This is a genomic window from Streptomyces sp. IBSBF 2435 (assembly GCF_036815005.1).
In the GTDB taxonomy this organism is placed as follows: Bacteria; Actinomycetota; Actinomycetes; order Streptomycetales; family Streptomycetaceae; genus Actinacidiphila.
This window is the reverse complement of sequence record NZ_JAJSYW010000187.1, coordinates 1-12,329: the sequence shown is the minus strand read 5'-3', so window position 1 is coordinate 12,329 and position 12,329 is coordinate 1. Positions and strand designations below refer to the sequence as shown.

The window sequence follows — 12,329 nt, the reverse complement described above, 5'->3', positions numbered from 1 at the left end:
ACGCAGCCGGTCAGGACACTGCCGTGAACTGCCAGACGTGGTTGCCCGCGGCGGACGCCGACTGCTGGGTGAGGCCGGTGTTGTCCGTGAGGGAGGCGGCGCTCAGCAGCAGGCCGCTGCTACGGGCCGACACCACCGGGGCCCTCACCGCCACCGGCAGGACCAGCGTCACGATCACCCGCGTGCGCTTCCTCGGCCGGGCCGCCAGCCCCCTGAACACCGCCGCCTCCTTCCCCCACGTCGCCGTCGCGCTGTCCCGCAGTACCGACGTGCGTATCAGCGACTGCGACGTCGCCAACTGACGCGGCGCGGGCGGCGTTGGACGAGGCGGAGCGGCTGGGGCCGCCGTTCCCCGAGCTGTACGACAATCGCGGCAGCGTCCACGACGACCTCGGCGACGAGACCGCGCGGGCCGCGTGGGAAGCACGCCTGGGACGAGCCCGGTGGGGTCCGTCGGGCGGCCCCTTCCCCAGCCGCCCCGGAGGCGCGCCAGCCGGGAGGCGGCCAACCGGGCGCCGGTGAGGTCGTCGCGGAACCAGGCCCGCGTCCTCGCTCTCCAGCAGCGCACGGGTGCGGGCCCTGGCCGCACACGGCCCATAAGGGGCTGGGAGGCGGGGCCGCCGCATACCCGAGCCGGGCCGGAGAGGCGCGTGATGCAATATGACCTGTCCTGGTGCCGACCCCGGTCTCTCACCCGTCCGGGACGGGGTCCTCGAAGCCATCGAACAGTGAGGAGCCGCCATGACGCCGGAGGAACCGGACAGGAACAGCGGCGGCCCCTCTTGTCCTCCAGGCGGCGCAAGCCGCCAGACCAGGGCGACGACGCTGGCAGGGACACTGTCCGCGGCGGAGGCCGCAGCCCCCGTGGAGTCGCTCGATGTGGTGGCGCTCATGCTGAAGCAGCGTTTGGGGGCCGTGTCGGTGTCGTTCCTGATCACCGATTTCACCGGCAGCTCAGTCGTACGGCTCGGGGCCGCGGGCAGCATCGGGACCGGCGAGCCCGCCCGGCGCATTCGGCTGCGGGGCACCCTGTACGACGACGTGATCCGCACGCAGCAGCCAGCCACGGAGTCCGACGGCGAGGGGGCGCTGGTGCGGATCGTCGCTCCGGTGACGAACCGCGGGGACGCCATCGGGCTCCTTGAGCTGTTCCTGCCCGCGGCGCCGGACGCGGAGGTGATGCGGGAGATCAGCGAGACCGCACACGCGCTGGCGTACATCGTCATAGCGAACCGCTCGTTCACCGACGTGTACCAATGGGCCCGCCGCACCACCCCGCTGAGTCTGGCCGCGGAGATCCAGCACCGGCTGCTCCCGGCCTCGCTGGCGTGCGAGGCCGCGCAATTCGCGGTCGCCGGCGCCTTGGAGCCCGCCGACCACGTTGGCGGCGACACCTTCGACTACGTCATCGACCGGGACGCCGTCCAGCTCTCCGTGACCGATGCCATGGGGCACGACGTTGCCGCCGCGCTGCTGGCCACCCTCGTGGTGAGTGCCCTGCGCCGGGCCCGGCGGGCAGGCGCAAGCCTCCTCGAACAGGCCCGCCAGGCCGACCTGGCCCTGCGCGAGCACGGGCAGCGGGGCTACGTCACCGGCCAGCTGCTGCGGATCAGCCTGCTCGACGGCGGGACCGAGTTCGTCAACGCCGGCCACCCCTGGCCGCTGCGGATGCGGGACGGCCGCGTGCAGCAGATCGCTCCCGAGATCGATATGCCGTTCGGCGTCAGCATCCCCCACAGCTACCGGGTCCAGCGGCTCGACCTGCGGCCCGGAGACCGGCTGGTGATGCTGACGGACGGCATGCTGGAACGCAACGGCGCGGGCCCGGACCTGTCGGACCTGATCGTCCGCACTCGCGTGCTGCATCCCCGCGAGGCCGCCCGTACCCTCATCGCGGCGATCGTCGACGCCAATCAGGCCCGTCTGGAAGATGACGCGACTGTCATCTGCCTGGACTGGCACGGTACCGGCCACTTTGAGCGGGACGCCGCCACCGGCGCCGACCTCACCAACGCGTCACAGCCATCAGGGGTGAAACGGGCCGCCCCCGGGCGATGACTCCTGGCGTGTCCGGCAATGCCCCAGCAGCCGACCGGCGCGCCGTCGCCGGCGTATCCGACACCGGCCCTTGGAGAGGCGGACGTCCGCACTGTGCAGCCTGTCGCAACCGCAAGGTGCCCAGGGCTTCCGGGCAACGGTCCGGGTCGGCGGATGCGGATGCAGAGGGGCTCAGGACCCTTCACCCTTGGGTGTGAATTGAGGTGCATCAAGCGCCACAGGGGGCACAAGGAGATCCATAAGACGTCAGTTGAGGAAAGTGAGAGAGCTGTGCCTGCACGAAACCTTCCGAAATACACCGTTCCCGGGCTGAAGACGGAACAGGGTGCGGAGCTCATCAGTATCCTCCAGATGCGGCTGCACGCCCTGAACGACCTCCACCTGACGCTGAAGCACATCCACTGGAATGTCGTCGGGCCCCACTTCATCGCCGTCCACGAAATGCTCGATCCCCAGGTGGACCAGGTCCGTGCCATGGCCGATGATGTCGCGGAGCGCATCGCCGCACTCGGCGGGGTCGCCATGGGCACGCCCGGCGCCCTGGTCGGCAACCGGACCTGGGACGACTACAGCATCGGCCGCCAGGACGCGATCGCCCACCTCGGGGCTCTCAACCTGGTCTACACCGGTGTCATCGAAGCCGTCCGCGAGGCGGTCGAGGCGACAGGTGAGATCGACCCGGCCACGGAGGATCTCCTGATCGGGCAGCTCCGCGACCTGGAGCAGTTCCAGTGGTTCGTCCGCGCGCACCTGGAGACCACCGGCGGCACACTGCTCACCGACGGTGCCAAAACCGAGAAGGGCGCCGCCGACAAGGCGTCCGGCTGACCGGCCCGGCCGGCCGTCCAGCCCGCACGAACCCTCCAGCCGCCCATGTGGCCCGGCGGCACCGCAGCCGCCCCGGTTGCGCGAGGCCGGCCGCTGACACAATGGAGGAGTGCCACCGGTGTGCCGGCGGCACTCCTCGGCGGTTGCCCCGCCAGGCCGCTCCGGACGGATCCCGGCGAAGCCCCCTTCGAAGCCAAGTCGGCCAGGGTCTGTTCGACACCGGCCCGCGTCCATGTGGGCCCGTTCTCCGGCGGGCGGCCCGGGTCAGCCGGTCGGTCCGCTCCCCGGCGTCAGTCTTTGACCGCTCCCGCGGTGACGCCGGCGGCGACGTAGCGCTGGGCGACGACCAGCAGGGCGGCCGCGGGGATGGAGGCCACGACGGCGGTGGCCATGATGGCGTTCCACTCCTGGTTGTTGTTGCCGATGTATTTGTAGATGCCGAGCGTGATGGGGCGCATCCCGCCGCCGCTGTCGAGGGTGTTGGCGAACACGAAGTCCGACCAGGCCCACAGGAAGCTGAACAGCGAGACCGTCACGACCGCGTTGCGTGAGACCGGGAGGACGACGGACGTGAAGGTGCGCCAGGCGTTGGCGCCGTCGACCTTGGCCGCGGAGATCAGCTCGTCCGGTATCCCGGACATGAACGCTGTGAAGATCATCACGCCGAAGGGCACGGCGATGGTGGAGTCGGCCACGACGAGTCCCCACCAGGTGTTCATGATGCCGAGGTTGAGGAAGATGCCGTAGAAGCCCATCGCCATCACGATCCCGGGGATCATCTGGGCGATCAGCAGCACCAGTCCGACCAGGCCTCCGCCGCGCGGGCGGAGCTTGGCCATGGCGTAGCCGGCCGGCGCGGACAGCACCAGGGTCAGCGCGACGGTGCCCAGACCGATCAGCAGGCTCACCCACAGGTAGGGCAGCTGGTCGTCGAGGACGGCCCGGTAGCCGGTGAAGGTGGGGTGCAGCGGGAGCAGGTCAGGCGGGCTCTTGCGCATGTCCTGCTGCGGGGTGAGCGAGACATTGACCATCCAGTAGACCGGGAAGAGCATGACCGCGGTCAGGACGACGCCGATGACGGTGTTGCGGCGGGAGCGGAACACTCGGGATGTCATGCCGGCTGGCTCCTTTGGAGGCGGATGTAGAACAGGCCGAAGACCAGGGCGATGACGATGAGGATGTTGCCGACCGCGGCTCCGGGGCCGAACTGCGGCAGCAGCGATCCGAAGCCGAAGCGGTAGGACCAGGTGGACAGGGTGGTCGACGCGTCGCCTGGGCCGCCCTTGGTCATGATCCAGATCAGGTCGAAGACCTTGAGGGTGTAGATCAGGCCGAGCAGTACGGTGATGGCCGAGACCGGCCGCAGCAGCGGGAAGGTGATGCGCCGGAACTGCTGCCAGCCGCTCGCGCCGTCCAGCGAGGCGGCCTCGTAAAGCTCGGCGGGGATGTTCTGCAGGCCGCTGTGGAGGATGACCAGGTTGAACGGGACGCCGATCCAGATGTTCGCGATGATCACCGAGGTCAGTGCCCAGTGCGGCGAGGTCAGCCAGTCCACCTCCCCGATGCCGGTCAGATGCAGGGCGTAGTCGACCACGCCTGACTCGCTGTTGAGCATCCACGACCAGGTCGAGGCCGACACGATCAACGGCAGCAGCCACGGGATCAGGAACAGCGCGCGCAGTGTCGGGGCGAGACGGAAGCCGCGGTGGAAGAACACCGCGAGCGCGAGCCCGAGGACGTACTGGAAGAGGATCGACACCAGCGTGAAGACCATCGTGTTGCGCAGGGCGGTGCCGAACGTCGGGTCGTCCATCACCTGCCGGAAGTTGTCCCAGCCGGAGAAGGGCGCACCGCCCTGCACGAAGGACCGCACCGTGTAGTGCCGCAACGACAGGTCGAGGTTGCGGTACAGCGGATAGGCGTAGAACGCCCCCAGGTACACGATGACCGGCGCCAGGAACCCCCAGGCGGCCAGCTGTGAGGTCCTGCGGCCATGACGGCCCGGGGCGGTGTGGCGTGGCCGGGAGCGCGCCTGCTCGCGACCGGTCCCGGGCTCCATCGGCGGCAACGGGACTCCGTCGACGTGGACGGTGGACATATGTACTCCTCCATCAGTGGGCTGCCGGGGCGGACCGCGATCCAGCCCGGGCACGTACCGTCGCCGTCCCGGTACACGGGGGGACGCGGGAGGCTCGGGAGGCCGGAACGGTGCAGGTTCCGCCGTGCCGCCGGGACGGGCGGCGGCACGGCGGGGTCTCATTCATCAAATACCGGGCCGGGACAGCCCTGTACCCGATGGCGCGGAGGCCTGCGCGGAGGCCGGATCGGTCAGTCCTTGTGGCTGTCAGCCGCGGACTGCGCGGCTTTCAGCGCCGCCTGCGGACTCTTGCTCCCGGAAAGCGCCGACTGCACCGCCGTCCACAACTGCTGGGAGATCACCGGATAGCGCACGCCCAGGCCGTCGCTGGTCCGCCCACGGGCAGCCGCCACTGCCTCTGTCCAGGGCTTCAGTTCCGGGTCGGCGGTGGTCTGCTGGCTCTGCACCACGCCGGTGGGGGCGATGTAGGACAAGGTGGTGTCGGTCGCCAGCAGGTTCGGGCTGTCGGTCAGGCAGGCGACGATCTTCGCCGAGACCTTGTACCGTGCCGTGTCCTTCTGCACCGGCACCGTCACGAACTCTCCCCCGGTCGGCGCCGGAGCGGCGCCCCCGGCGCGGGCGGGGATGCTGATCACACCGTAGGGGAAGCCGGCCTTCTTGGCGTTGGCCAGTTGCCAGGTGCCGTTCTCCCCGAAGGCGTACTGGCCGGTGGCGAACTCCTGCCAGCTGGTGGTCTGGGTGTTGCTCAGCACGTCGTTGGGAGCCAATCCCTGGGAGACCCAGTTCTTCCACAGCGTCAGTGCAGCCTGCCCGTCGGGGTTGTCCAAGTGGGTCAGGTCGCCCTTGGCGCCCCAGAACCAGGGCAGGAACTGGAAGCTGCCCTCCTCGGTGCCGATCGCGGAGAAGGTGATGCCCTTCCTGCCCGCGGCCTTGGCCTTCTGCAGTGCCGCGGTCAGGGAGTCCCAGTCCTTGACCGAGGCAGGGTCGACGTGGGCGGCGTCGAGTACGTTCTTGTTGTAGTACAGCGCCAGGGTGTTGGCTCCGATAGGGATGCCGTAGGACGAACCGTCCAGGGTGCCGGCGCCGATGATGTTGGCCTGGATCGACGTGGTCGACACACCGACGTCGCTCATCTTGTTGAGGATCTCGGCCTGCACCAGGGTGGACACCACCGGGTTGTCCACGAGCATCACGTCAGGGGCGTTGCCCTGCTGGGCCGCAAGCAGGGCCTTGTTGCCCAGGTCGGTGGTGTCGTACGCAGTGCGCTTGACGCTGACGCCCGCTCTGGTGCCGCACGCCGCGACCAGCTTCGCCCACGCCGAGGAACCGTCGAACTGCGGGTAGGGGTCCCAGAAGGTGTAGGTCCCCGACGCGGCGGACGAGGACGAGCCGCCGTCGGAGCCGCCGCAGGCGGTGACCCCGGCCAGAGTGGTACAGGCCGCGACGGCAGCGATGGCGAAGCGTGTGTGTCTCATGGTGATCCTTGGCTGGTTCGTGACGGGTCGATGAGAATGAGCGCGAGCGGGAGGCTGCGGCCTAGTCAGCGGGTATCCACACCCGCATGGGTCCGCCGTGCCGGTTGGCCCAGGCGTAGTAGGGGACGGCGGTCAGGGCCACCGCCAGGTCCTGGGACGTGGTGTGCCGAGCGGAGGTGCGATCCGGCCCGTCGAGATCGCGGTAGGGCCACCAGCCGCAGTCGGGGGGAGTGCGCCGGTACCCTGCGGCCGTCACCGTGACGACGCCGCCCAGTAGTTCGGGGCGTGGCTCCGCCAGAAGCGGCCGGGTGGTGTCGATGACGACGTCGTCCAGTCCACCAGGGTTGTCGACGCCCTCCAGGCAGTACACGAGTGGCCCGCGTTCGACGGCGACGCAGCCGCGGACGGCGTCGACGCGGGGGTGGGCCGCCACCAGCCGCGGTGCGGTGGCCAGTTCGAGCGTGACCTCGTCACCCGGGGTCCACCGTCCCTCCAGCCGCAGCCAGCCGGCCTCCACGGTGGCGGGCGCGGCTTCCGATCCCGTCACCGAGATCCGGTGGCCGGTGGACCACTGGGGGATGCGCAGGGACAGGGTCCACGGCCTGTCCAGGGGACACTCTTCGATGGTGAGCCGCACGGTTCCCGACCAGGGATAGTCCGTGTGAGCGCTCACAACAAGCGGGTCACCGGCCATGTCGCCGGCGTATCGGCCGGTGGCGTACTGGTGGATCTGCAGGCCGCCCGCATCGGTGGAGGCGATGTAGTGCTGGAGGCTGGCGAGCAGCCGCATGACGTTGGGCGGGCAGCAGGCGCAGCGGAACCACCGGGTCCTGCGGGAGGACTGGTCGCCGCCGGTGTCGGTGTGGCCGTCGCGGACCTGGAGCGGATTGACGTACAGCCAGCTCTCGCCGTCCAGCGAGACGCCGGCGAGGAAGCCGTTGAAGAGTGTGCGCTCGATCAGGTCGCTGTAGCGGGCCTCCCCGGTGAGCAGCGCCATCCGCCAGCTGAAGTGCACAGATGCGACAGCGGCGCACGTCTCGCAGTAGGCACGCTCGTTCGGAAGTTCGTACGGGTCGCCGAAGTCCTCCTCGTCGTGATGGGCGCCGAGTCCGCCGGTGATGTGGGTCTTGGTGGCCACCATGGCCGCCCACAGCCGCTCGCACGCCGCCAGCAGTCCGGCGTCCCCGGTCTCCGCGGCCAGGTCCGCGGCACCGGCCAGCAGGTACAACTGGCGCACCGCGTGGCCCTCGACGTTCTCCTGGACCCGCAGCGGCGTCCGGTCCTGGCAGTACGCTTCACCGCCGAGCAGGCCGTGGCCGTGGCGTTCCACGAAATAGCCCGCCAGATCCAGGTAGCGCCGCTCGCCGGTCTCCCGGTACAGCTCGACCAGCGCTGTCTCGACCTCGGGGTGGCCGTCGAAGCCGTCGATCTGCCTGCCGCGGCCGAAGACGGAGTCCAGGTGGTCGGCGAACCGGACCGCCACGTCCAGCAGTTCCTTGCCGCCGGTCGCCCGGTGGTGGGCGACCGCGGCCTGGATGAGGTGACCGGCGCAGTACAGCTCGTGCCCCCAGCGCAGGTCCTCGTAGCGGCGGCCGTCCGCGGTCACCTGGAACCAGGTGTTCAGATAGCCGTCGGGCTGCTGGGCATCCGCGACCAGCGCGATGATCCGATCCACATCGGCGGCCAACCCGGGCTTGGCAGCCGGGCCGGCCTCGACAGGAGCGGCCGACGCGCCGAGCTGCCAGGCGGCGGCCTCCAGCCACTTGTAGACGTCGGAGTCCATGAAGGGCAGGTCGCCCCTGATAGCTCCTTCGGCCGTGCCTGCCGCCAGCCGCAGGTTCTGCAGGTTCCCGGCCGACTCCAGCAGGTCCGGCCCCTGCGGAATCCCGACACGGGCGTTGACCTCACGGCGGCCATGCCAGAAACCGCCCGTGATGTCGGCCGCCGCAACGGGACGCAGGGCGCCCCCGGGCCCCGGCCGCACGGGCCCGGCAGGGCCAGGTGATGTCGGTTTGCTCTGGGACATGGATCTCCCCTGGAATGTACGGTCGGGCGAAGGATGCCGTTCCGGCCGGCGACACCGCGGGTCACGTCCACGCGGATGCACCGGCCGTCGACGGATCGGCCCGCGCTCGAGATGAGCAACGGTTTTCTTGAACGAAACCTAGGGACGCCCGGCGAGGCCGTCAAGACCTCTCACGCGGTCACTGTGCGGTCTGCGCATGAGGCTTGGGATACCGGCCGACTACTGGCAGGATGAATGCTGGCCTGAAGATGAGAAAAGGATTGTCCGTGACAGAGACTGATCGGCGCCCACGTCCGGGGCGGGTGACACTGACGGATGTGGCCGTGGTGGCGGGCGTCAGCGTGGGTACGGCGTCCAAGGCGCTGAGCGGCAACGGCCGCATGCGTCCTGAGACCCGCGATCGGGTGCTCGAAGCGGCACGGCGCCTGGACTTCCAGCCCAACGAGCAGGCCCGGGCGCTGCTGGCGGGGCGTACCTGGACGGTGGGACTGATCACCACCGACGGAATCGGCCGTTTCAGCACGCCGGTGCTGCTCGGCGCGGAGGACGCGCTCGGCGCCGGCAAGATCTCCGTCCTGCTGTGCGACACCCGTGGCGACGCGATCCGCGAACGCCACTACGTGCAGACCCTGCTGGCCCGCCGGGTGGACGGCATCATCGTCACCGGACGGCGTACGGACCCCAGGCCGCCGCTGCGGGGCCTGCAGGACGTCCCGACCGTCTACGCGCTGGCCCCGTCGGAGGATTCCGCGGACATGTCGGTGGCCAGCGACGACGAGGGCGGGGCCCGGCTGGCCGTGGAGCACCTGATCGGCTCGGGGCGGCAGCGCATCGCACACGTGTCCGGCCCGGCCCACCACGCGGCGGCCCGCCTGCGCGCGGGGCTCACCCAGGACCTGCTCGCCCGTGCAGGCCTCGAACTCTCAGGCGGGCAGGTGTACTTCGGCGACTGGAGCGAGGCCTGGGGACGGCGAGCCGCCCGAAGCGTACTTCGCGCCGCGCCGGGAACCGACGCTTTCTTCTGCGGGAACGACCAGATCGCCCGAGGCGTCACCGACACGCTCCGCGAGGAAGGACGGCACGTTCCCGACGACACCGCCGTCGTCGGCTACGACAACTGGGACACCATGGCGCTTGCCTCGCGTCCCCCGCTCACCACGATCGACATGAACCTGGGCGAGATCGGCCGCATTGCCGCCCTGCGGCTGCTGGACGCCATCGACGGCACGACGGCCGGCGGTGTCCGGACCGTTCCCTGCCAGTTGGTCATCCGTGATTCCGCCTGACACCCGGCCGGTTGCCCCTTGGACTTCGGGGGCGACCGGCCGGGCTGATTCATCGACTCGGAGTCGGCGACCGGATGTCAGCGTGCGGTGAGCTTCCACAGATGGTCGGCGGTACCGTTGTCATCCCACTGCAGGACCTGGGCGCCGCTGCTGGTGCTCATGTTCTGCACGCCCAGCAGCAGGTGGCTGTTGCTGTTGACGATCTTGTAGTAGCCGGTGCCGTCGGGCACGGCACTCCACAGGTGGTCCGAGGTTCCGTTGTCGCCCCAGATCAGCGCCGTGGCGCCGTCCGAAGTGCCGGCGTTGGTGATGCCGAGCAGCAGACCGCTCGCCTGGTTGCGGATCTTGTAGAGACCGGAGCCGGCGGACACCAGGCTCCAGGTCTGGGTGGACGAGGAGCTGAGGGTGGCCTGGTCGACCAGGGTGCCCTGGGCGGTGCCCCTGTTCTGGGTGTCGAGCGCGAGTCCGCTGTTCTTGTTGGTGATGAGGTAGTTGCCGTCCAGGGTGGTGGATCCGCCCCCGGTTCCCGGCGTGATCACCAGGTGGTACCCGTCAGTGGTGTTGGTGGTCACCGGGACGGTGATGGAGCCGTTGTTCACCGTGTAGTTGGAATCGGACAGGGTGATCGGCCCTGACACCGCGGTGGTGCGGCCACGCGACGGTGTGTACTCGACCTTGACGTGCGCGGTCGACCCGAAGGCCGAGAGTGAGTTCAGGCCGTTCACAGTGACGGCGGAGTCGCCGGACCCGCCGCCGAAGATGACGTCGACCTCGTTGCCCGCGCTGTTGCGGGACGCCGCTCCGTCGATGCCGGTCTGCGCGGGCGCGGTGGTGGTGAGCATCGAGCCGCTCATGTCGGCGTACCACCTGTACAGCCAGTAGGCGCCGTTGGGACTGCCGCCCTGGCCGGTCAGCAGGTCGCCGAGCGCTCCGGACTGGTTCCAGAAGGCCAGTTCGGCATCGTGGACGCCCAGCCGCTCGAACTTGGCGACGTAGCCCACCAGGGCACCCGGGATGCCGACCTCGGAGGGGGCTGCGTACTCCTCGATGGCGATCGGCCGCGGGCTGATGCCGTACTTGTTCTCCAGCGCGGTGACGGTGGCGACGTCGCCGGCGATCTTGGAGGAGCGGATCAGCTCGTGCCAGGCGATGATGTCCGGCACGGTGTTGGTGGCGACCGCGTTCTTCAGGAAGTTGTCCATGTCGCTGATGTTGTCCGAGAAGCTCGGGCCCTGGATCGGCGTCGTGGAGTCCTTCGAGCGGATCTCGCGGTAGGTCCTGGTCCAGAAGTCCTCGAAGGTGCCGTTCTGGGAGAGCCAGGTGTTGTCGGACTCGTTCCACGGTGCGTAGGCGGCGAGGTTGGTGATCCCCGCGGCCTTGGTTTTGGCGATCTGGTCGTCGACCACGCTCAGCCAGTTGCTCCAGCTGAACTGGTACGGCCAGCCCGCGTAGTAGTCGGACAGCCGGTTGACGACCTTCGCGCCCGCCCTGGCGGCCTTCGGTGCGACGACCAGGATGTCACCCGAGCCCTGCTGGTGTCCGCCGGCGGGCATCTGCACGAATGTGTTCGGCTTGATCGCCTGCACCAGGTTGTCGGCCGGCGCGCTGGCGTTGGCGAGTCCGTACAGCGAGCCGGTCGCGACATGGGTGACCGGCCGCAGGACCTGGTTGGCGTTGACCACGAGGGTGGTGGACGGGGTCGGTGCCGCTTGGGCGGGGGCGCCGAGGAACGCGGTCGAGACCACGCCCAGCGCTGCGGCTCCCAGACCGAGGGTGCGGCCCAGCGGCCGCCTTGGCTGGAGATGCGCGAATCCACGCATGGCGAAATGCCCTCCTGAGGAGTTGGGGTGATGCCGTGCAACCGGTAGCGCCGTCGACACCAGCGCCCCGCCCGTCCTGCGGTGCCTGGTTCGGCCGGCCTACGTCATGTGCGCTCTGCGCAATCGAGCAAACGGTTTTCCAGCGGATACCGTAGGACCGGCCGAATCCCGGGTCAAGGGAGCGCGCAAGGCCACCGCTCCCTGCGGATACCGCGATTGGCTCCGCGCAGAGCCGACGACGAGCGCCGAGAAGACGTTTTCCTCAACCGATGCGCAGGCCGGATCAACCGGGCGCCGGGGCCAACGCGGAGGGACGGGAGAGAACCGCCGATGACGTTGCGGCACTCGACGAGGGGTTGCAGGCGCTTCGGCGCGATCGGGAGGTGCTGCTGAATGTGCAGCGAGCACTGGGCGGCGAGGACGCCGGAATCCCGGTCGGGGCCGGGGTCGCACGGCTTCCCGGGCAGCGGTCGGCCGCTTCCCGGTCCCTCCGTCGCCGCGCGAGCAGGCCGCCACCGCTCAGGCCGGCAGAGCCCCCTCCCCGAGCTCGCCAGGGGCCAGGGGCCGGCCGGCCGCACCAAGCGGGGAGAGGGGCCCTGGCGGGCGTACGGCCGGGGCCCCTCGGTCGGTGGGTACGGTCTGGTGGGTCAGTGCTGGAGGGTGAGGACTCCGGGGCGCCAGGGCAGTTGGTCGTAGCTGCCGCCTGCGTTGGGGTTTTTGCCCTGGTAGAGGAACTGG

Annotated in this window: 9 protein-coding genes; 3 read left to right on the top strand and 6 right to left on the bottom strand. The window is 69.8% G+C overall.

The window, feature by feature from the left end; all coding sequences use genetic code 11:
• Window positions 1-10: 10 nt before the first annotated feature.
• The gene (locus V7E46_RS27650) at window positions 11-178 is read right to left on the bottom strand and encodes a hypothetical protein (RefSeq protein WP_333770976.1); all 168 of its coding nucleotides are present in this window, start codon (window positions 176-178) and stop codon (window positions 11-13) included.
• Window positions 179-741: 563 nt separating this feature from the next.
• Here V7E46_RS27650 and V7E46_RS27645 point away from each other — a divergent pair.
• Both V7E46_RS27645 and V7E46_RS27640 read left to right on the top strand, forming a co-directional pair.
• Complete coding sequence (locus V7E46_RS27645) at window positions 742-2,058, top strand: PP2C family protein-serine/threonine phosphatase (RefSeq protein WP_443054367.1); 1,317 nt, start codon at window positions 742-744, stop codon at window positions 2,056-2,058.
• A gap of 351 nt (window positions 2,059-2,409) precedes the next feature.
• Window positions 2,410-2,886: a Dps family protein gene (locus V7E46_RS27640; protein WP_443054366.1), complete on the top strand. Its 477-nt coding sequence runs from the start codon at window positions 2,410-2,412 to the stop codon at window positions 2,884-2,886.
• A gap of 290 nt (window positions 2,887-3,176) precedes the next feature.
• Here V7E46_RS27640 and V7E46_RS27635 read toward each other — a convergent pair whose 3' ends face one another.
• The 4 genes from V7E46_RS27635 to V7E46_RS27620 form a co-directional block, all read right to left on the bottom strand.
• Window positions 3,177-4,001, bottom strand: coding sequence for a carbohydrate ABC transporter permease (locus V7E46_RS27635; protein ID WP_329171510.1), 825 nt, complete (start codon window positions 3,999-4,001; stop codon window positions 3,177-3,179).
• Complete coding sequence (locus V7E46_RS27630) at window positions 3,998-4,945, bottom strand: carbohydrate ABC transporter permease (protein ID WP_333770974.1); 948 nt, start codon at window positions 4,943-4,945, stop codon at window positions 3,998-4,000. Before V7E46_RS27630 ends, V7E46_RS27635 begins: the two co-directional genes overlap by 4 nt.
• Before the next feature lie 269 nt (window positions 4,946-5,214).
• Entirely contained in the window at window positions 5,215-6,459 is a 1,245-nt protein-coding gene (locus tag V7E46_RS27625; protein WP_333770957.1) for a sugar ABC transporter substrate-binding protein, read from the bottom strand.
• A 61-nt stretch (window positions 6,460-6,520) separates the two neighbouring features.
• Entirely contained in the window at window positions 6,521-8,485 is a 1,965-nt protein-coding gene (locus V7E46_RS27620; protein ID WP_333770956.1) for a glycoside hydrolase family 127 protein, read from the bottom strand.
• Between the two features lie 266 nt (window positions 8,486-8,751).
• On the opposite strand from V7E46_RS27620, the gene V7E46_RS27615 reads away from it, so the two are divergent.
• Window positions 8,752-9,771, top strand: coding sequence for a LacI family DNA-binding transcriptional regulator (locus V7E46_RS27615; protein WP_333770955.1), 1,020 nt, complete (start codon window positions 8,752-8,754; stop codon window positions 9,769-9,771).
• A gap of 77 nt (window positions 9,772-9,848) precedes the next feature.
• On the opposite strand, the gene V7E46_RS27610 is transcribed toward V7E46_RS27615, so the two are convergent.
• Complete coding sequence (locus tag V7E46_RS27610) at window positions 9,849-11,591, bottom strand: RICIN domain-containing protein (protein WP_333770954.1); 1,743 nt, start codon at window positions 11,589-11,591, stop codon at window positions 9,849-9,851.
• Window positions 11,592-12,329: the final 738 nt, after the last annotated feature.

Coding starts and splice junctions, on each gene's coding strand:
- V7E46_RS27645 (WP_443054367.1), top strand. CDS start 742: ATGACGCCGGAGGAACCGGACAGGAACAGCGGCGGCCCCTCTTGTCCT.
- V7E46_RS27640 (WP_443054366.1), top strand. CDS start 2,410: ATGCGGCTGCACGCCCTGAACGACCTCCACCTGACGCTGAAGCACATC.
- V7E46_RS27635 (WP_329171510.1), bottom strand. CDS start 4,001: ATGACATCCCGAGTGTTCCGCTCCCGCCGCAACACCGTCATCGGCGTC.
- V7E46_RS27630 (WP_333770974.1), bottom strand. CDS start 4,945: ATGGAGCCCGGGACCGGTCGCGAGCAGGCGCGCTCCCGGCCACGCCAC.
- V7E46_RS27625 (WP_333770957.1), bottom strand. CDS start 6,459: ATGAGACACACACGCTTCGCCATCGCTGCCGTCGCGGCCTGTACCACT.
- V7E46_RS27620 (WP_333770956.1), bottom strand. CDS start 8,485: ATGTCCCAGAGCAAACCGACATCACCTGGCCCTGCCGGGCCCGTGCGG.
- V7E46_RS27610 (WP_333770954.1), bottom strand. CDS start 11,591: ATGCGTGGATTCGCGCATCTCCAGCCAAGGCGGCCGCTGGGCCGCACC.